Source organism: Micromonospora sp. NBRC 107095 (assembly GCF_030269705.1).
GTDB classification, from domain to species: Bacteria; Actinomycetota; Actinomycetes; order Mycobacteriales; family Micromonosporaceae; genus Micromonospora; species Micromonospora parva.
Window position 1 is genome coordinate 1,605,895 of record NZ_BSTU01000001.1, and the last position, 19,256, is coordinate 1,625,150.

Below are 19,256 nucleotides of genomic sequence, written 5' to 3' on the forward strand. Positions count from 1 at the left end.
CCAGCCGACCGAGCGGGACGACGCGGCCGACCGGGGTGAGCCGTTCGGGCCGCTGGAGCGCGCCGAGCGGGCCGCTTCGGCCGAGCAGGCCGACCACCTGGCGCAGGCGCTGCCGGCCGGTGGTGCCGACGGCCACGAGACGGGGCCGGCGCGTGCCTGAGCTGCCCGAGGTGGAGACCGTCCGGCAGGGGGTGGCCCAGTGGGTCGTCGGCCGTCGGATCGCCTCGGTCGAGGTTCGTCATCCGCGTGCGGTCCGCCGGCACGCTCCCGGCGACGTGCACTTCGCCGACGTGCTCGCCGGCCGGACGGTACTGGACGCCCGCCGTCGCGGTAAGTACCTGTGGCTGCCACTGGACAGCGGTGACGCGATCGTCGGGCACCTCGGCATGTCGGGTCAGCTGCTGCTCCAGCCACCCGGCACAGTGGACGAGACCCACCTGCGGGTCCGGTTCCGGTTCAGCGACGACGGCCCGGAGCTGCGCTTCGTCGACCAGCGCACGTTCGGTGGGCTCTCGGTGAGCGAGGGCGGCGCCGAGTTGCCCGATGAGATCGCGCACATCGCCCGCGACCCGATGGACCCGGAGTTCTCCGACGCGGCGTTCGTCGCGGCGCTGCGCCGCCGGCACACCGAGGTGAAGCGGGCCCTGCTCGACCAGACCCTGATCTCCGGGGTGGGCAACATCTACGCCGACGAGGCGCTCTGGCGCGCCCGGCTGCACGGCACCCGACCCACCGACGCGCTGACCGCTCCGGCCGCGCAGCGTCTGCTCGGTCACGTCCGCGACGTGCTGGCCGAGGCGATCAAGGAGGGTGGCACCAGCTTCGATGCCCTCTATGTCAACGTCAACGGCGAGAGTGGCTACTTCGACCGGGCGCTCAATGCCTACGGCCGCGAGGGCGAGCCGTGCCGCCGGTGCGGCGCGCCGATCCGCCGGGAAGCGTTCATGAACCGGTCCTCGTACAGCTGCCCGCGCTGTCAGCCACGGCCCCGGGGTTCCCTTCGGGGATGACCCCGAGCCGGCTCGGGGCGGTGCCGGCGGGTCGCGGCGGGTCGTTCCGGGCAGGACCCCGGGGTACGCCCGGATCGCGGGCTGACGCCCGTCGCACCTACCCCTGCTCCCGGTCCGGTGGTTCCAGGGTGGGCCGGGGTCGATCCCCGATGTGACCGCCCCGTCGCGCACCTAGCGTCAGCACCGTTGACAGGGGGCTGACGTGACAGGGGGATCCGAGATGGGGAGAAGACCGGTGACGGTGCGGCTGGCGCGGTGGAGCGCCGAGCACCCGTGGCGGGCGATCGCACTGTGGGCCGTGTTCGTGGCAGTGTGCTTCGTCGGCGGCAACGCCGCCGGACTCAACGAGGCCACCAACGGCGACCAGGCGATCGGCGAGGCGGGGCGGGCCAGCCTGATCGTGGAAGCCGGCGACTTCACCGACCCGGCCGTGGACAACGTCCTGATCACCTCCCCCGGTGGTGCACTGGACCAGGCGGCGGCGAAGGCGGCTGCCGACGACGCGGCGGCCTGGCTGCGTACCGTCGCCGGGGTTGCCGGGGTGGGCCAGCCGGTCACCGCGCGGGACGGCTCGGCGCTGTTGCTGCCGATCACCATGTCGGGCGACCCGGAGACCGCCTCGGAGAGGGTGCAGCCGCTGCGGGACGCCACCGCCGCCGTGCAGGCGGCGCACCCCGAGCTGCGCGTCGAGCAGGTCGGCGGGCCGTCGATCGGTCAGGCCCTCGACGACACCCTGGGCAAGGACTTCAAGCGCGCCGAGCTGCTCAGTCTGCCGGTCACCCTGGCGATCCTGATCGTCGCGTTCGGCGCGCTGATCGCGGCGAGCGTGCCGGTGCTGCTGGCGCTGTCCTCGGTGGCCGCCGCGATGGGTCTGTCCACCCTCGCCTCGCACCTGGTGCCGGCCACCGACACCACGGCACCGGTGATCCTGCTGATCGGCATGGCGGTCGGTGTCGACTACTCGCTGTTCTACATCCGTCGGGAGCGGGAGGAACGCGCCAAGGGCCGGTCCGGGCTGGACGCGGTGGAGATCGCCGCGGAGACATCCGGGCACGCCGTGGTGGTCTCCGGCTTCGCGGTGATCATCTCGATGGCCGGACTGCTGCTCGCCGGCGACGTGGTCTTCTCGTCCCTCGCCATCGGCTCGATCCTCGTGGTCGCCGTCGCGGTGACCGGTTCGCTGACCGTCCTGCCCGCGCTGCTGGCCCGACTCGGCCGCTGGGTGGACCGACCCCGGGTGCCGCTGCTCTGGCGACTCACCGCGCCGCGCACCGGCCGGCACGGTGAGCCCCGCTCGCCCCGGCTGTGGCCCGCGGTGCTCCGGCCCGCGCTGCGCGCGCCGGTGGCGACGCTTGCCATCTCGGTCGGGCTGCTGCTCGCGTTGGCCGCGCCGGCGCTCGGAATGAAGCTGAAGTTCCCCGGCATGGAGGATCTGCCCCGCACGACTGCGGCGATGCAGGCGTACGACCGGCTCACCGCGGCCTTCCCGAGCGCCGGGACCAATCACGTGGTGGCCGTCCGGGCGCCCGCCGATCAGGCCGACCGGGTGCGCGCCGCCCTCACCGACCTGTCCGCCCGGGCGGCCGGCGATCCGCTGTTCGCCCCGGCCGAGGCGGACGGCCCGAAGATCGAGGTGTCGGCCGACCAGCGGGTCACGGTGCTGGACGTGCCGACCCCGTACGCCAGTCGCGACGACCGGTCCGTGCAGTCGTTGGAGAAGCTGCGCGGCGACCTGGTCCCGGCCGAGCTGCGGGGCATCCCCGGCATCGAGTACGCGGTGGGCGGGGGCGTGGCCGACAGCGAGGACTACGCACAGCACGTGCGGGACAAGTTGCCGCTGGTCATGGGCTTCGTGCTGGTGCTGACCTTCCTGGTCATGGCGTTCACCTTCCGGTCGGTGGTGATCGCGGCCAGCTCGATCGCGCTGAACCTGCTCTCCGCCGGTGCCGCGTACGGCCTACTGGTGCTGGTCTTCCAGGGCGAGTGGGCGCAGGGACTGCTGGGCTTCACGTCGATGGGCGCGATCGTGTCCTGGCTGCCGCTGTTCCTCTTCGTGGTGCTGTTCGGCCTCTCGATGGACTACCACGTCTTCGTGGTCAGCCGGATCCGCGAGGGCGTCCGTTCCGGCCTGGCCAACCGTGACGCCGTGTCGTACGGGATCACCTCGTCGGCCGGGGTGGTGACCAGCGCGGCGATCGTGATGGTCGGGGTGTTCTCGATCTTCGCCACGCTGAGCACCATCGACATGAAGCAGCTCGGCATCGGTCTGGCGGCGGCGATCCTGCTGGACGCCACCATCATCCGGGGCGTGGTGTTGCCGGCGTTGATGACCATGCTCGGCGACGCCAACTGGTGGGCCCCGCGCTTCCTGCGCCGCACCCCGGCACCGGCCCCCACCGACCCACCAGCCCCAAATCCAGAGCTGGTGCCAGTCCCCTGACCCGCCCCGCGCCCCTCAATCCGCCGATCTTGCACTTTCGGTGGCGACAAAGTCGCACGTATCTGGTAAATCGACCATCGAAAGTGCAAGATCGCCGGGGCGGGCGGGCCCGGGTGGGGTGGGTTAGGGGAGGGGGCAGGGGTCGCGGGAGGCGTCGAGGGTGCGGTCCTTGCGGATCGACGCGAAGCCGTAGCCGACCGTGGTGACACAGAAGTCGTCGGTGGAGCCGGTGTACTCGACGTGGAAGACCGGCTTGCCGGCGTCGCTGAACGGCAGCAGTTTGGCGCACTGGGCCAGCCGGACGCACTCCTCGTTGACCGCGAAGTCGAAGTCCGGGGCGAGCGCGGCGAGTTGCGGCACGTCGTTGGCCAGCCCGGGGGAGAGACTCAGCGAGCGGGCCAGCTCGGCCAGCCGGCGGTTGAACAGCAGTTGGTCGTCGAAGTCGAGCGGAAAGCCGGTGCGCGCCGCGTACCCGTCGGCGTCGAAGAGCGCCACCGCGCCGAAGCCCTTGCCCCGGCAGAGCCGGAACCGGTCGGCCAGCACCGGCCGGAGCGCGTCCCAACTCCGGACGTCCAGCCACCGGCTGTCGGGCCGACGCCCGGCCGCGCCCCGGACGATCTCCGGAAACCGGTTGGCGTCCGGGTCGTCGGAGCCGACCGACCCCACGTTCACCTGGCAGATCAACCGGCGGTCCCGGGAGCGCAGCTCGGCGGTCTGGGCAGCGGTGGTGGTCACCGGGTCGAGCAGGAAGACGTCGGCGTCCACCGCCGGATCGAGCGGTCCGCTGAGCTGCCACTGCCACTGCCAGTGCCGGGCCTGTTCCGTCGGCCACGCGGTGGGCGCGCCGGGTGGGGTCAGCGCGGGCCGGCACCCGTACGCCGGCAGCACCAGCACGAGCACGACGCTTGCCGACAGGGCGCGGCGCAGTGGGCGTACGGCGACGCGTCGCCGCGGCCGGATCCGCATCGGCAGCTCCCGGGTCCCGGACGGCCGGTCGCCGCCCGCACCGGTACGCGGCCCCCACGCTCCGGCCCGACGTACCTCACGGGGTCAAACGAGCGCGGGGGCGGAAACGACGTGCGGTCAGCGCGGCGCCGCGAAGACCTGCGTCCAGTACGGTCCGTTGCTGCTGGCGATGCCGACGCCGATCTCGGTGAACGCGCAGTTCAGGATGTTGGCCCGGTGGCCGGAGCTGTTCATCCAGGCGTCCATGACCGCGGCCGGGGTCTTCTGGTTCCAGGCCACGTTCTCGCCGTACGTGCGCCAGGTGTAGCCGACCCGGTCCAGCCGGGTGCCGGCGTTGCTGCCGTCGCTGCCCGTGTGCGACATGTTCTGGTGGTCGGCCTGATCCTGGCTGTGCCGCTGGGCGGCAGTCATCAGCTTGTCGTCGATGCTGAGCGCCTTGCAGCCGGCCTTGGCCCGCTCGGCGTTGACCAGGTCCACCACCTCGCGGGCCTGGGCGCTGACCGAGCCGCTGGAGCCGCCGGTGTTGGTGGAGCCGCCGGTGCTGCTCGGCGCGCTGGTGCGCGTGACGCTGCGCCGTGACGCCGCGGTGCTCCGCGACGATGCCGGCGTGGGCTTGACGACCTTGCTCGGCGTCGGGCTCGGCGACGTCGGGCTGGGTGAGGCGGACGGGGAGGGCGCGGCGAGGGTGTCCAGCACCGGCTCCTCGGTCGGTACGGCCGACGCGGCGAAGGAGTCGTCGACGGCTGTCGGTTGCGCGGCCCCGTCGTCACCGCCGGGAAGCGCGAGCGCGCCGACGCCGAAGCTCACCACGAGGGTGGCGGCCGCGGCGGCGCCCCCGATCATCAGCGGCTTGCGCCAGCGGCGTGGGGAGCGGTGCCGTCCCTCTGCGGGCCGCCCGGTCTCGGCGGCGGCGCGCCAGCCGTTGCTGGTCTCCGGGTCGCTGTCGGCGTGCCAGCCGCCGGGCGTCTCGTTCTCGGCGTGCCAGCCGCCGGTGTCCTGCGCCCCCGGGCGGTTGTCGCCCCAGCGGCTGTTCGCACCGTCCGGCTGGTGGGCCGGCCAGGCTTCGGTGTGCGCCTCCGCGGGCGTCGCCGGCTCCGGCCGACGGCCGGTGGTGGGCTGTTCCCGGTGCCACTCGTCGCCCGGTTGACCGGGCTCGTCGCCGAACAGGTAGGCCGAGCGGGGCTCCGGGCGGTCGTGCAGCCAGGCCGGCTCGTCGGTCGGCCCTCCGGTGCGCCGGGGGGCGCCGTTCGGGTCCATCGGATCGGTCCAGCCGTACACGCCTATGCCTCCAGGGGTCGGTTGCGGGCCGGGGTGACGCTACGGCGCGCCTGCGACCTGCGGCAACGTGGCTAAGAAAGAGTTAAGGCGAAGTCGGACGCCAGGGTGCGGACTTCTGCGGATCCAGGCGTACAGTAAAGGCGTCCGGACAGAGAGTGTCCGTGCCTTGCGGCAGCCCCCCGCCAAGTGGACAGGTCGACGTGGAGATGATCTACGGCCTGCGAGAACTTGACGAAGGAGGGGTTTGCGGCTCAATATATAGGTGTCGCCAGTCGCGCCCGGTCATGCCCAGATACAGCCTGGAATGACAGCCGCGTACAAATGGGCGCGCGTTGGCCGGCCTTTCCGGCAGCGCATATCAAGGAGTCAGCATGGCGAAGGCCCTCTACGGCCACGTAGGTGCAGCGCCCGACCGGCGTCTGCTCGACGAGGTCACCCGACTGCGTGCCAGGGTCCAGGCACTGGAGTTCGAGATCACGCGTCTGCGTGCCGACAATGATCGGCTCGCGGCGGCTGCGGCAGAGGCGGACGATCTGCTCCGTCTGGCCGAGCCGGCGCTGACCTGATCTTCGGGTCCTCAAAACTGAATCGCACCACCGCAAAAATGCGCGCCGACACCTCTGTGCCGGCGCGCAACACTGTCCGGCATCTTTTCGACACCGACCATTCATGATCTTGCGATGGGTCGGCGGGGAAGCGCACCTCGCAGTTACCGAAAAGCGCGTCGATGGATAAGCGATCATGAAAGGTGCTTGTCTTTCTTTGTGGGCGGCAGAACGGCAGCGCCCCCATGGTCGACGCGACGCGGGGCGGGTCGCGTGCCGGCCCGCTCCCACCGCCGGGTTAGTCTGCGAGTTCACCCAGGTCCCCACAGCCGGCGACGGTACGGCGGCCACCGGACGAGGATCGAGTAGGTGTATCTCAAGAGCCTGACGGTGAAGGGGTTCAAGTCCTTCGCCTCCGCCACGACGTTGAAGCTGGAACCCGGGATCACCTGTGTGGTGGGCCCGAACGGCTCGGGCAAGTCCAACGTCGTCGACGCCATCGCCTGGGTGCTCGGCGAGCAGGGCGCCAAGGCGCTGCGTGGCGGCAAGATGGAGGACGTCATCTTCGCCGGCACCGCCGGCCGGGCGCCGCTGGGCCGCGCCGAGGTCACCCTCACCATCGACAACACCGACGGGGCGCTGCCGATCGAGTACACCGAGGTCTCCATCACCCGCCGGATGTTCCGCTCCGGCGAGAGCGAGTACGAGATCAACGGCAACTCCTGCCGGCTGCTCGACATCCAGGAGCTGCTCTCCGACTCCGGCATCGGCCGGGAGATGCACATCATCGTCGGGCAGGGCCGCCTCGACGGCATGCTGCACGCCAAGCCGGAGGACCGCCGCGCGTTCATCGAGGAGGCAGCCGGCGTCCTCAAGCACCGCAAGCGCAAGGAAAAGGCGCTGCGCAAGCTCGACGCGATGCAGACCAACCTCAACCGCCTCACCGACCTCACCGCCGAGCTGCGTCGTCAGCTCAAGCCGCTGGGCCGCCAGGCTGAGGTGGCCCGACGCGCCGCCGCCATCCAGGCCAACCTGCGCGATGCCCGGTTGCGGCTGCTCGCCGACGATCTGGCCACCCTGCGGACCACCCTGGACCGGGAGATTGCCGACGAGACCGCGCTGCGCGAGCGGCGTGAGCAGATCGAGGGTGAGCACGCCGAGGTGCAGGGCCGGCTCGGCGAGTTGGAGGCCGCCCTCGCGGAGGACGCGCCGCTGCTCGCCGCCGCCCAGGACACCTGGTACAAGCTGTCCGCCCTGCAGGAACGCTTCCGCTCGATCGAGCAACTGGCCCGGGAGCGGCTGCGGCACCTGAGCGCCACCGGCGACGACGAGCGACCCGGCCGCGACCCGGACCAGCTGGAGGCCGAGGCGGAACGCGTCCGCGAGCAGGAGGAGGAGCTGCGCGGCGCGCTCACCGACGACCAGATCCGACTGGCCGAGGCGGTCGAGCACCGCCAGGAGCTGGAGCGGCAGCTCGCCGCCGCCGAACGGGAGCTGGTCGCCGCGGCCAAGGCCATCGCTGACCGGCGGGAGGGACTGGCCCGGCTCACCGGCCAGGTCAACTCCGCCCGGGCTCGGACCACCAGTGCCGGCGAGGAGATCGAACGCCTCGCCATCGCGCACGCCGACGCGCTGGGCCGCGCCGAGCAGGCGCAGGCCGACCTGGACGCGGTCGCCGCCCAGTCCACCGAGGCCGACCGGGACAACGCGGACCTGGACGCCCGGCACGCCGAGGCCGTCGCCGTGCAGGAGCGCGCACAGGCCAGCGTCCGGTCACTGACCGACGCCGAGCGGGCGGCGGAGAAGGACGCCGCCACCTGGAAGGCCAGGGAGGAGGCGCTCGCCCTGGGGCTGCGGCGCAAGGACGGCGCCGGGGCCCTGCTCGCCCGCGCCGGGGACGTGCCCGGCCTGCTCGGCAGCCTCGCCGGGCTGCTCACCGTAGCCCCGGGCCACGAGGCCGCGCTGGCCGCCGCGCTCGGCGGCCTCGCCGACGCGGTCGCCGTCAGTGGGGTGGACGAGGCCGTCGAGGCGATGCGGCTGCTGAAGATCTCCGACGCCGGCCGCGCCGGCCTGCTGGTCGGCAGCCCGGCGGGGCCCGGCATGACCGGCTCCGCGGACGCGCTGCGCCCGAAGCTGCCGGACGGCGCCCGGTGGGCCCCCGACCTGGTGGAGTGCGGCGCGGAGCTGCGGCCGGCGGTGCACCGGGCCCTCCGCGACGTGGCGCTCGTCGATGATCTCGCCGCCGCGGCGGAGCTGGTCGCCACCAACCCCGAGCTGCGGGCGGTCACCCCGGACGGTGACGTGGTCGGGGCGTACGCGGCGGCGGGTGGATCGGCCAAGGCCCCCAGCTACATCGAGGTGCAGGCCGCCGTCGAGGAGGCCCGCGCCAACCGACTCACCGCCGAGCGCACCGGCGCGGTGCTACGTGAACAGCTCGTCGGGGCGCGCGCCGAGGTGGCCGCCGCCAAGGAGGCCGTGCAGCACGCCGCCGCCGAGAAGCGCGAGGCGGAGAGCCACCGCAACGCCGCCGCCCGCCGCCTGGCCGAGCTGGGCGCGGCGGCCCGGTCCGCGAAGGCCGAGACGGACCGGCTCGGGGACTCCCGCTCCCGCGCCGAGGCCGCCCGGCAACGGGACCTCACCGCCCTCGCCGAGCTGGAGGAGCGGTTGCGGCTGGCCGAGGAAACCCCCGTCGACGCCGAGCCCTCCACCGAGGAACGCGACCAACTGGCGGCCATGGTGCCGCAGGCCCGGCAGAACGAGATGGAGGTCCGGCTCGCCGTCCGTACCGCCGAGGAGCGGGTCTCCTCGATCGCCGGCCGGGCCGACTCCCTCGCCCGGCAGGCCACCGCAGAGCGGGCTGCCCGGGAACGCGCGGCGGCCCGGCGGGCCGCCCGCGCCCGGGGCGCGAGCATCGCCCGGTCCGTCGCCGGTGGCGCCCGGGAGGCGCTCACCCGGCTGACCACCTCGATCGCGACGGCCGAGGAGCACCGCGACGCGGTCGCCCTGGAACGGGCCGCGCGCGAGGCGGAGCTTCAGGAGGTACGCGGCGCCGCCAAGCGGCTCGGCGCGGAGCTGGAGCGGCTGACCAGCCAGGTGCACCGCGACGAGGTGGCCCGGGCGGAGCAGCGGCTGCGTATCGAGCAGTTGGAGGCGAAGGCCGCCGAGGACTTCGGGCTGGACGTGGAGACGCTCGTCGCCGAGTACGGCCCCACCCAGCCCGTGCCGCCGACCCAGGTCGACGTCGCGGCAGCCGAACGGGACGGTCTGCCGGTGCCCGAGCCGGTGCGCTACGAGCGGCCGGTGCAGGAGAAGCGGGCCGCGAAGGCGGAACGCGAACTCGCCCTGCTGGGCAAGGTCAACCCGCTCGCGCTGGAGGAGTTCGCCGCGCTGGAGGAGCGTTTCAAGTTCCTCTCCGAGCAGCTGGAGGACCTCAAGGCCACCCGCCGGGACCTGCTCACCGTGGTCAAGGACGTGGACGAGCGGATCCTGGAGGTGTTCGCCAGCGCCTTCGAGGACACCGCCCGCGAGTTCGAGCAGGTGTTCACAGTGCTCTTCCCCGGCGGCGAGGGACGGCTGATCCTCACCGAACCGGAGGACCTGCTCACCACCGGCGTCGAGGTGGAGGCCCGCCCGCCGGGCAAGAAGATCAAGCGGTTGTCGCTGCTCTCCGGTGGCGAGCGGTCGCTGACCGCGGTGGCCATGCTGGTGGCGATCTTCCGCGCCCGGCCGAGCCCGTTCTACATCATGGACGAGGTGGAGGCGGCCCTGGACGACGTCAACCTGGGCCGGTTGATCACACTGCTGGCACAGTTGCGGGAGAAGAGTCAGCTGATCGTCATCACGCACCAGAAGCGGACGATGGAGATCGCTGACGCCCTCTACGGGGTCACCATGCGCAGCGGTGTCACCCAAGTGATCAGCCAACGGCTCAACCGGGCCGACGAGGACGACCAGCGGCACGGCCGCGGCGAGGAGAACGGGTAGTGGCTCGGGAACGCGCGACGGCGCTCCTGCTGGACTTCGACGGCGTACTGCGCCGGTGGGACCCGGCGGTGGCCGCCGTTGTGGAGCGGGAATACGGCCTCTCCGAGGGGGTGCTCGGCGAGATCGCCATGCAGTGGGGGCGGCTCCAGCCGGTGCTCACCGGTCAGGTCACCCACGCCGAGTGGGTGAGCAGCGTGGCGGACGCCCTGACCGAATCGGTGGGCAGCCCGGAACGGGCCCGTGCCGCGGTGGAGCAGTGGCAGAGCTACCGGGGAGAGGTCGACCAGGAGGTGCTGGCGTTCGTCCGGGAGGTGCGGGCCGCCGGCGTCCGGGTCGGGCTGGGCACCAACGCCACCGACCTGCTCGACGCCGACCTGGCCGCTCTCGGCCTCGTCGACGAGTTGGACGTGGTGGTCAACTCGTCAGTCGTCGGTGTGCACAAGCCCGCCCCGGAGTACTTCCAGGCGGCCTGCCAGGCGCTGGCCACCCCGCCGGCCCGGGTGCTCTTCGTCGACGACGAGGACTGGGCCGTGCGGGGTGCCCGGGCCGCCGGGCTGTCGGCGCACCGCTGGGGCGGTCACGCCGACCTCCGTTACCTGCGCGCCGCCCTGGCCTACTGAGCCGGGCGACATCGCGCTGACCCGGTCACCTGACGCCGCCGCGTCGGGGCGGGTCAGCGCAGACCGGGGACCTGGGTGACGGTGAAGGGTGGTGCCGGGGCGGGCGCGTTGAGCTGGCTGTTCACCCAGAGCAGCCGGCCGGCGTCCCGGACGAGGGTGGTCGGCGACTGCGCCAGACCGGCCGGACGGGACTGGCGTACCACCCGCGCGGTTCGTCGGTCGGCATCCACGATCGCCAGATTCACCGCGAAGTCCCAGCCGCCGGCGCCGTCGGGGAAGTTCACCACCCCGTAGAGGCGGTCGCCCTCCAACAGCAGCCCGTCCGCGCCCAGTTGACCGTCAATCACCTCGACGGCCGTGGCCGTCCGCCCGACCAGGTCGACGCGCCACAGCCGCTCGGTGCCGGGCTGGCCGTCGCCCTGATCGGCGACGAGCGCGACCCGCCCGCCGTCGGTGGCGACGATGCCGTTGAGGAAACCCGGCGCGACCGGGAAGTCAGCGGCGGTGAGCCACCGTACGAGGTTCCCGACCGTCGGGCCGTCCAGTGCCGCCCGCCACAGCGTGCCCGTGGCCGAGTCGGTGACGTACACCGCGTCGGCGGTCAGCGCCAGGTCGTTGAGGGCGCCGCCCGGCCCCGTCCGGCGGGCCAGCAGCTCACCGTCCGGGGCGTGCACGAAGAGCGCGCCGGTGTCCCAGCCGGCGACGAAGATCCGGCCCCGCCCGTCGAGGTGCAACCCGGCTGCCCGGGTGCGCCCGTCCGCCCCCGGCGGCAGGAACTGTCGCAGCTCCCGGTCGCGGACGTGGCCACGGTAGACGGCACCGGTGCCGAGACTGGTGACGTAGAGGGTGCCGTCCCGGCTCACCGCGATCCCCTCGGGCAGCACCCCGGATGCCCGGGAGACCACGTACGTGTCGGGGCGCGGGCCGACGGCGAGCGCCGGCGCGGGAACGGCGACGGTCAGCACGGCCAGGCCGGCGGTGGCCGATGCGAGCAACTTCTTCATATCCCGAGGGTCACCGCACCGCCGGGCGGTCTCCAGCCCCTTTCGCACCTGCCCGAAAGGTGGCTAGCGTCGATGCCGTGGTGACTCTGCACCTGAGCGCGGCGGACCTCAGCCGCACCGTGTTGCGCTCCGAGCCGTCGGTGTTGTTGGAGCTGGGAGCGGCCGGACAACGGGTGTTCCAGAGCACCGTTCCGGAACACCTGGTCGCCTGGCGGGCCCGCACCCGGGCCGCCCTGCGTCCGGTCATGTTGCCCTACCTGGACCTGTGCCGCCACGAGCGCTGGTTCCCGGACTTCCTCACTCCGCCCAGTTTCGGCGGGGAGTTGGGCCCCGCGCTGGTGGAGGTCGCGGCCACCCCGGCGGCGGCCCTCACCGAGCAGCTACGACCCCGGATCGAGGCCGGCGAGCTACCACCCCGGGTCGGTCCGCTCGCCGATGGGAAACCGGACGCGGTACGCCGGCTGCTCGGTGCGATGGAGGCTTTCCACGCCGTCGCGGTGGGCGCGTACTGGGAGACGATCGTCGCGGCGGTGCACGCCGACCGGGCGGTACGCGGTCGAGCCATCGTGGACGCCGGGCTCGACCGCGTGCTCCGTGGGCTCAGCCCTTACCTGCAGTTCACGCCGACCGGGGACACGTACGAGCTGTCGTACCGGTGCGCCTTCGGCGGCGACGTCGGTCTGTCGCCGGGCGGCCGGGGGGTCACCCTGGTGCCCTCGTACTTCGTGCCGCAGCCTGCCGTGCTCGACGACCCGACCGGCCCACTGGTGCTGACCTACCCGATCCGGCCGGCCCAGCGGGAACTGGCCACCGGCCAGTCCCTTGCCCACCTGCTCGGCCGGAGCCGGGCCGCGGTGCTGGGAGTGGTCGCCGACGGCCTCAGCACGTCAGAGGTGGCCCGCGCGGTGGGCATCTCGCTCGCCTCCGCCAGCGAGCACACCAGCACCCTGCGCCGGGCCGGACTGGTCGCCACCCACCGGGCCGGTTCGTCAGTGGTGCACACGCTGACCCCGCTGGGCGAGCACATGCTGCGGGCTGGACGGCCGGACCGACGGGGTGGCCCGATCACTCGCCGGTGACGCCGTCGATGCGTTCGCGGATCAGGTCGGCGTGGCCGTTGTGCCGGGCGTACTCCTCGATCATGTGCACGTACACCCAGCGCAGGTTGAACGTGCGCTTCTTCGCGCCGACCTCGGTGAACGTCTCGTTGAGCGAGTGACCGGCGGCGGCCTCGCGGGCCAGCGCCACCTCGCGGTGGAAGATGGCGAAGTCGGCTTCGGCGTCGGCGGCGCTGACGTCGTGGTCGGCGTCCGGATTCTCCGGGGTGAAGTACGGGTAGTCGACCTGCTGGCTGGCGAAGTTCTCCCGGAACCACCAGGCCTCGACCTCGGCGAGGTGCCGGACCAGGCCGAGCAGGGTCAGCCCGGACGGTTCGACGCTCGGTGTGCGCAACTGCTCCTCGGTGAGGCCGGCGCACTTGAGCAGCAGGGTCTGTCGGTGGTAGTCGAGCCAGCCGTCGAGCATGGTGCGCTCGTCGCCGACGTACGGTTCGGGGGTCCGGGTGATCTCCGGTGCGATCCATGTCATGCGGCGCATCCTGCCCGGCCCCTCCGACAGCCGCGACCCGTTATCAGGGCACCACGACGACGGGCCAGCGGCCGGCCCGGACCAGCCGGGTGGCGACCGAGCCGACCAGCCGGTGCCCGGCCTGCTCGGAGGCCCCGACCACCACCATGTCGGCCTGGAACTCGTCGGCCGCGGCGCGCAGCTCGCCGTACGCGTCGCCGCGCCGCACCACCAGGGTCACCGGAATGCCCCACTGCTCGGCCCCGCGCCGGCACTCGCGGCGCAGCTCGTCGGCCAGCTCGTCGTGGGTGCGCTGGACCGCGCCGGCATCCATTCCGGGTACCAGGGCGGTCAACCCGCTCGGTGAGCTGACGAAGACCACCACCAGCGCGGCGCCCTGCCGACGGGCCAGGCCGGCGGCGTAGGAGCCGGCCCGCTCGGAGGTGCGGGTGCCGTCGACGCCCACCATGATCACCCGAGGTCCGTCCGTGCCGCGCTCGAACGGCAGCGGTCGGGTCCGGGGACCGTACTCCTCGCGGTCCGGTGCTCCCACGCCCATGGTTCTACCTCACCTCTGCTCGCCGGTACGGATCACGGGTGCGCCAGCGCCGGCGGCGAGTGTCGATTCCCGCTCGACCTCGTCGGAAACCGGGTTGCCGTTGTGCTGGCGCAGCGGCACCTCCTTGATGAAGGCCACCGCGATCAGCGCGATCAACGCGAACGGGGCGGCGGTCAGGAAGATGTCTCCGGCGCCGTGGCCGTACGCGCTCTCCACCACCGCCCGCAGCGGGCCGGGCAGGGTGTGCACGTCGGGCAGGGTGCCGCCGCCGCCCGAGCTGGATGCCGGGATGCCGAGCTGGGCCAGGCCGTCGGCGGTGTAGTCCTTGACCTTGTGGGCGAGCACCGCGCCGAGAGCGGACACACCGATCGCGCCGCCGAGGCTGCGGAAGAACGCCACCACCGAGCTGGCCGCGCCGAGTTCGTGCGGACCGACGGTGTTCTGCACGGCGAGGACCAGGTTCTGCATGGTCATGCCGAGGCCGACGCCGATCACCAGCATGTAGACGCTGAGCAGGGTGAAGCTGGTGTCGGCGCGAAGGGTGCCCATCAGCGCGAAGCCGATGGTGAGCAGCGCCGAGCCGATCACCAGGTACCGCTTCCACCGGCCGGTCCTGGTGATGACCCGCCCGATGACGGTGGAGGAGACCAGCAGGCCGAGGATCATCGGCAGGGTCATCAGACCGGACATGGTCGGGCTCTGACCGCGGCTGATCTGGAAGTACTGGCCCAGGAAGATCGACGCGCCGAACATGCCCACACCGACCGCGATGCTGGCGACCACGGCGAGGGTGATGGTGCGGTTGCGGAACAGCCGCGGCGGGATCATGGGCTCAGCGGCCCGGGTCTCGACCCGGATCGCCAGGGCGCCGAGGATCAGCGCGCCGAGGACCATGGCGGCGGTCTGCCAGGAAGCCCAGGCGTACTGGTCGCCGGCGAGCGAGACCCAGATCAGCAGCAGCGACACGGCCGCGGTGATCAGGGTGGCGCCCCACCAGTCGATCTCGGCCTTCCGCTTGACGACCGGAAGGTGCAGGGTCTTCTGGAGCACGATCAGCGCGACGATGGCGAACGGCACGCCGACGTAGAAGCACCAGCGCCAGCCGAGCCAGGAGGTGTCCACGATCACGCCGCCGATCAGCGGTCCGCCGATGGTGCCGACGGCCATCACCGCGCCGAGGTAGCCGCTGTAGCGGCCCCGCTCGCGGGGCGCGATCATCGTGGCCATGATCACCTGGGCCAGTGCGGTGAGGCCGCCGGCACCGATGCCCTGGAGCACCCGGCACGCGATCAGCTCTCCGGTGCCCTGGGCGAGGCCGGCCAGCACCGAGCCCAGCACGTAGATCCCCAGGGCCAGCTGGACCAGGGTCTTCTTGCTGGTCAGGTCGGCCAGTTTGCCCCAGATGGGGGTCGTCGCGGTGGTCGCGAGCAGGGCCGAGGTCACCACCCAGGTGTACGCGGACTGGCCGCCGTGCAGTTCGGTGATGATCCGTGGCAGCGCGTTCGAGATGACCGTGGATGAGAGGATCGCGACGAACAGGCCCAGCAGGAGGCCGGAGAGTGCTTCCAGGATCTGCCGGTGGGTCATGGTCACGGCGGTTGCCTGGGGAGGCACTGTCGCCTGGCTCATCGTTTGTTGCCTCCGAGCGGAGTCGAGGTGGAACGGCGGAGTGCGGCGCGCGTCCGCCTGAGAGTTGCCTGAAGCAACCGTATGCCTTAGTTGCCTGAAGCAACAACTTGTCGGACTGGCACCCTATTCCCCGTCACCGGGGGTTACTGCCAGGAGTCGTTGAACCGGCCGAGCAGTCGGGCGAAATCCTCGATGTCGCGCTCCGACCAGCCGTCCAGGGCGCGCACGAACTCGCCCAGCCGGGCCGCGCGGGCCACGTCGAATCGGCGCTGCCCCTGCTCGGTCAGGCTGATCTGCGCGGCCCGCCGGTCACTCGGATCGGGGTCGCGGTGGACCAGACCGAGGACCTCCAACGCGTTGATCTGCCGGCTCAGCGTCCCCTTGCCCACGCCCAGCCGCGCCGCCAACTCGGTCAACCGGATCGACCCGCTACGGCGCAACCAGAGCAGCAACCCGTAGGTGTTCGGCTCCAGGTTCGGGTGCACCTCCCGGGCGATCTCCCAGGAGACCGCCCGGCCACGGCGCAGCAGAGCGGTCAACTCGTGCTCAACCGCCCGGATCGGCTCCGGCAGGTGCTCATCCACGCCGTAGAGACTACGGCGCGTCCGCGCCGCTGCCCCCGGAGAGTCGACGCCGCATCACCGGGCGTAGGTGCCCGTCGCTCGTGGTGCCCTCGATGACCACGTCGGCGTCGCGCCCCCGATGCGTCAGGGTGGCGACCGCGTTACCGAAGTACGGGCCGGCCAGCTTGCGCCAGCGCACCCCCGGCCGGCGTACGCCCGCCGAACGCGCCAACGCCCGGGTCGCCCCGGCCGGACCGGGCGACCAGCCCAGCCGCATCAGCGGACGGATGCCCGCCGGCACCTGGTTGTGGATCGGCGAACAGGTGAGCTGGTGCACCGGAGTCACCACCGCCGGATCGGCGAACCGTGCCCGCGCCACGTACGAGTGGTGGACGTCGCCGGAGAGCACGCTGATCGACGCCGGTGGGGCGTACGCCGGACCGGCCCCGACCCGCGCCCCGGACTGCCGCGGCGTGCCGGTGCCGATACGCGCGAACGTCTCCGCGAGCGCCTCGAAGGAACGCCGGAACGCCGCCCAGTGCTCCAGGTCCAGGGCGCGGCGCAGCTTCTCCGCCCCGCGTGCCACCCACGGTCGGCGCGAGTCCGCCAGTTTCTCGTTCCACGCCTCGATGTGGTGAATGCCCTGCGGCAGCAGCCAGGGCAGCGAGGCGCCCACCACCAGGTGGTCGTAGACGCCGTGCGCCTGATCGAGGAACCAGGCCCACTCGCCGGGCGGCAGCATCGCCCGGCTGTTGGACTCGAGCACCCGGCTGCACCTGTTGTCCAGCATCACCAGCCGGGTCCGGCCCAGATCCAGCGCGTAGCTCCACTGGTACTGCACCGCGCGCCAACGCTCGGTGTCGTGCGCCAGGTCGGACTCCTGGTCGACCCGGTGGCCGAACTCGCGCAGCACGCTGGTGGCGTCCTCGGCGGCGACGACCTTCGCGAAGACCGGATCGGCGACGATCTCGTCGGGGGAGAGGTTGCCCAGGTGCTGGTAGACCCAGTACGAGGCGAGCCCGCTGCCGATCCGCTCCTGCCACCACGGCTGCTCGCGCACCTCGGCACGCCAGGCCGCCGAGGTGTTCCAGTCGTCGATGATCTCGTGATCGTCGAAGATCATCACGCTCGGCACGGTGGAGAGCAGCCAGCGGATCTCCGGATCGCGCCAGGACTCCAGGTAGAGCTTGGTGTACTCGTCGAAGCTCACCACCTGGTCGGCCGGCGCGCCCTTCGGCCGCCGCCGCCGTCGACGCAGCAGCCGACGCACGGTCGGCGAGGTGACGTCGGCGTAGACCTGGTCACCGAGCAGCACCAGCAGGTCGGGCAGCGGGTTCGACTCCGGGTCGGCCATCAACCGCCGGGCGTACGCGTCCAGCGCGTCCGGCGGCAGCTTGCGGGTGGTGGCGTGCTGGGTGGTCTCCCGGCACGAACCGAAGATCATGTTGACCGGCTGGTCCCGGTCGTCGGCGGCCCGGGTGCGGATCACGCTCGGCGGGAACCCGCTGCTCGGCACCGGCCAGACCATCTCGTCGTCGACCAGGACCTCGTAGGTGGTCTCGCTGTCCGGAGTGAGCCCCTCCACCACCACGAGGGCGTAGTGGTGGTCGTACGCCGAGAAGGTGGGCGCGGTGCCGGTGGCGCCGCCGGCGGTGCGGACCGTGACCACGGCGGGCGCCGCCGTCTCGACCCAGATCGTCGCCCGGGTGTCCACCACGCGCCGCAGCAGTGGGCCGATGAGGAGGTGTGCGGCGGGCATGCGGCCGAGCCTACCGCCGGTGAGCGACCCAGGCCGGGTGCGGTGGCTGAGACCCCGGGCACCGCTCGAGGTGCGGTGGCGGAGACCCCGGGCACCGCTCGCGGGTGCGGTGGCTGGGACGCCGCCGCCGGCATCTGACAGGATTCCGGCATGGCCGAATATCTCGTCCTCGCTCTGGTCCTGCTCGGTGTGCTGATCGCCGGCACAGTCGGGCTGGTCGTGCCGCGATTGCGGCGGCGGCCCGAGCCCCCGCTGCCGCGCACCGAGGTCGACACCAGGGCTGAGGAGGATCTCGCCGGCCCGCCGGTCGAGGCACCGGAGTCCGATCTGTCCACCGGCGTCCTGGTCGAGCCGCCTCCGGTGCTCGAACCGCAGGTGGAGGTCCCCGAACCGACCGCCGGGCGGCTGGTCCGGCTCCGTTCGCGGCTGTCCCGCTCACAGAACGTGTTCGGCAAGGGTCTGCTTGGCCTGCTCGCCCGGGACCACCTCGACGAGGACGTCTGGGAGGAGATCGAGGACAGCCTGATCACCGCCGACGTCGGCGTCGACGCCACCCGCGACATCGTCGACCGGCTCCGGGAGCGCACCCGGGTGCTCGGCACCCGCTCGGCATCCGAGCTGCGGGCGCTGCTCGCCGCCGAGCTGGTCAACGCGCTCGACCCGAGCCTGGACCGCTCGCTGCGCACCGCCCCCAAGGACGGCGTGCCGGCGGTGGTCCTGGTCGTCGGCGTCAACGGCGCCGGCAAGACCACCACCTGCGGCAAGATCGCCCGGGTGCTGGTGGCCGACGGTCGCAGCGTGCTGCTCGGCGCGGCCGACACCTTCCGGGCCGCGGCAGCCGACCAGTTGGAGACCTGGGGCTCCCGGGTCGGCGCGGAGACCGTCCGGGGGCCCGAGGCCGCCGACCCGGCGAGCGTCGCCTTCGACGCCGTCAAGCGCGGCATCGACACCGGCGTGGACACCGTGCTCATCGACACCGCCGGCCGCCTGCAGAACAAGGTCGGCCTGATGGACGAGCTGGGCAAGGTCAAGCGGGTGGTGGAGAAGCAGGGCCCGATCGACGAGACACTGCTCATCCTGGACGCCACCACCGGGCAGAACGGCCTGGAGCAGGCCCGGGTGTTCACCGAGGTGGTCAACGTGACAGGTGTGGTGCTGACCAAGCTCGACGGCACCGCCAAGGGTGGCATCGTGATCGCCGTGCAGCGCAAGCTCGGCATCCCCGTGAAGCTGGTCGGCCTCGGCGAAGGCAAGGACGACCTGGCCCCGTTCGACCCGGCGCAGTTCGTCGACGCGTTGCTGGGGACCGAGGCCACCGGCCGGGACGCGTAGT

General features: G+C 72.5%; 15 protein-coding genes. 7 read left to right on the top strand and 8 right to left on the bottom strand.

Annotated features, from left to right (window positions below; all coding sequences use genetic code 11):
* Positions 1–152: 152 nt before the first annotated feature.
* Entirely contained in the window at positions 153–1,010 is an 858-nt protein-coding gene (gene mutM / locus QSK15_RS07610; protein ID WP_030335278.1) for a bifunctional DNA-formamidopyrimidine glycosylase/DNA-(apurinic or apyrimidinic site) lyase, read from the top strand.
* A 220-nt stretch (positions 1,011–1,230) separates the two neighbouring features.
* Positions 1,231–3,450, top strand: a complete 2,220-nt coding sequence (locus tag QSK15_RS07615; protein WP_285793514.1) for an MMPL family transporter — start codon at positions 1,231–1,233, stop codon at positions 3,448–3,450.
* Between the two features lie 123 nt (positions 3,451–3,573).
* On the opposite strand, the gene QSK15_RS07620 is transcribed toward QSK15_RS07615, so the two are convergent.
* Both QSK15_RS07620 and QSK15_RS07625 read right to left on the bottom strand, forming a co-directional pair.
* Positions 3,574–4,416 carry an endo alpha-1,4 polygalactosaminidase gene (locus QSK15_RS07620; RefSeq protein ID WP_285793515.1) on the bottom strand — a complete coding sequence of 281 codons (843 nt, stop codon included), beginning with the start codon at positions 4,414–4,416 and terminating at the stop codon, positions 3,574–3,576.
* Between the two features lie 117 nt (positions 4,417–4,533).
* A complete protein-coding gene (locus tag QSK15_RS07625) occupies positions 4,534–5,694 on the bottom strand; it encodes a CAP domain-containing protein (RefSeq protein ID WP_285793516.1) in 1,161 nt (386 codons plus the stop codon).
* A gap of 371 nt (positions 5,695–6,065) precedes the next feature.
* Here QSK15_RS07625 and QSK15_RS07630 point away from each other — a divergent pair, with 371 nt between their 5' ends.
* From QSK15_RS07630 to QSK15_RS07640, 3 genes are all read left to right on the top strand, one after another.
* The gene (locus tag QSK15_RS07630; protein WP_007456482.1) at positions 6,066–6,260 is read left to right on the top strand and encodes a hypothetical protein; all 195 of its coding nucleotides are present in this window, start codon (positions 6,066–6,068) and stop codon (positions 6,258–6,260) included.
* Positions 6,261–6,608: 348 nt separating this feature from the next.
* A complete protein-coding gene (gene smc / locus QSK15_RS07635; protein WP_285793517.1) occupies positions 6,609–10,223 on the top strand; it encodes a chromosome segregation protein SMC in 3,615 nt (1,204 codons plus the stop codon).
* Positions 10,223–10,843 carry an HAD family hydrolase gene (locus tag QSK15_RS07640; protein ID WP_285793518.1) on the top strand — a complete coding sequence of 207 codons (621 nt, stop codon included), beginning with the start codon at positions 10,223–10,225 and terminating at the stop codon, positions 10,841–10,843. Before smc ends, QSK15_RS07640 begins: the two co-directional genes overlap by 1 nt.
* Positions 10,844–10,896: 53 nt before the next feature.
* Here the strand turns inward: QSK15_RS07640 and QSK15_RS07645 are convergent, their stop codons facing one another.
* A complete protein-coding gene (locus QSK15_RS07645) occupies positions 10,897–11,847 on the bottom strand; it encodes an SMP-30/gluconolactonase/LRE family protein (protein ID WP_285793519.1) in 951 nt (316 codons plus the stop codon).
* 77 nt (positions 11,848–11,924) lie between these two features.
* On the opposite strand from QSK15_RS07645, the gene QSK15_RS07650 reads away from it, so the two are divergent.
* Complete coding sequence (locus QSK15_RS07650) at positions 11,925–12,926, top strand: ArsR/SmtB family transcription factor (protein WP_285793520.1); 1,002 nt, start codon at positions 11,925–11,927, stop codon at positions 12,924–12,926.
* Here the strand turns inward: QSK15_RS07650 and QSK15_RS07655 are convergent.
* The 5 genes from QSK15_RS07655 to QSK15_RS07675 all read right to left on the bottom strand — a co-directional run bounded on the left by QSK15_RS07655 (position 12,913) and on the right by QSK15_RS07675 (position 17,923).
* Entirely contained in the window at positions 12,913–13,434 is a 522-nt protein-coding gene (locus QSK15_RS07655; RefSeq protein WP_285793521.1) for a DinB family protein, read from the bottom strand. The two genes, QSK15_RS07650 and QSK15_RS07655, sit on opposite strands and share 14 nt — an antisense overlap.
* Positions 13,435–13,477: 43 nt before the next feature.
* Entirely contained in the window at positions 13,478–13,972 is a 495-nt protein-coding gene (locus tag QSK15_RS07660; RefSeq protein WP_285793522.1) for a universal stress protein, read from the bottom strand.
* A 9-nt stretch (positions 13,973–13,981) separates the two neighbouring features.
* On the bottom strand, positions 13,982–15,559 hold the full coding sequence (locus QSK15_RS07665; RefSeq protein WP_502889557.1) for an MDR family MFS transporter: 1,578 nt from the start codon (positions 15,557–15,559) through the stop codon (positions 13,982–13,984).
* Between the two features lie 185 nt (positions 15,560–15,744).
* Entirely contained in the window at positions 15,745–16,185 is a 441-nt protein-coding gene (locus QSK15_RS07670; RefSeq protein WP_245233712.1) for a MarR family winged helix-turn-helix transcriptional regulator, read from the bottom strand.
* 10 nt (positions 16,186–16,195) lie between these two features.
* Positions 16,196–17,923, bottom strand: coding sequence for an alkaline phosphatase D family protein (locus tag QSK15_RS07675; protein WP_285793524.1), 1,728 nt, complete (start codon positions 17,921–17,923; stop codon positions 16,196–16,198).
* Between the two features lie 150 nt (positions 17,924–18,073).
* Here QSK15_RS07675 and ftsY point away from each other — a divergent pair, with 150 nt between their 5' ends.
* Positions 18,074–19,255 (top strand): signal recognition particle-docking protein FtsY, encoded by a 1,182-nt coding sequence (gene ftsY / locus QSK15_RS07680; protein WP_030335252.1) that lies wholly within the window; start codon positions 18,074–18,076, stop codon positions 19,253–19,255.
* Position 19,256: the final 1 nt, after the last annotated feature.

Excerpts from the sequence above, each read along its gene's own strand:
- QSK15_RS07655 (WP_285793521.1), bottom strand. The coding sequence starts at position 13,434 with ATGACATGGATCGCACCGGAGATCACCCGGACCCCCGAACCGTACGTC.
- ftsY (WP_030335252.1), top strand. The coding sequence starts at position 18,074 with ATGGCCGAATATCTCGTCCTCGCTCTGGTCCTGCTCGGTGTGCTGATC.
- QSK15_RS07630 (WP_007456482.1), top strand. The coding sequence starts at position 6,066 with ATGGCGAAGGCCCTCTACGGCCACGTAGGTGCAGCGCCCGACCGGCGT.
- QSK15_RS07665 (WP_502889557.1), bottom strand. The coding sequence starts at position 15,559 with ATGACCCACCGGCAGATCCTGGAAGCACTCTCCGGCCTCCTGCTGGGC.
- QSK15_RS07675 (WP_285793524.1), bottom strand. The coding sequence starts at position 17,923 with ATGCCCGCCGCACACCTCCTCATCGGCCCACTGCTGCGGCGCGTGGTG.
- QSK15_RS07660 (WP_285793522.1), bottom strand. The coding sequence starts at position 13,972 with ATGGGCGTGGGAGCACCGGACCGCGAGGAGTACGGTCCCCGGACCCGA.
- QSK15_RS07645 (WP_285793519.1), bottom strand. The coding sequence starts at position 11,847 with ATGAAGAAGTTGCTCGCATCGGCCACCGCCGGCCTGGCCGTGCTGACC.
- QSK15_RS07620 (WP_285793515.1), bottom strand. The coding sequence starts at position 4,416 with ATGCGGATCCGGCCGCGGCGACGCGTCGCCGTACGCCCACTGCGCCGC.
- QSK15_RS07615 (WP_285793514.1), top strand. The coding sequence starts at position 1,231 with ATGGGGAGAAGACCGGTGACGGTGCGGCTGGCGCGGTGGAGCGCCGAG.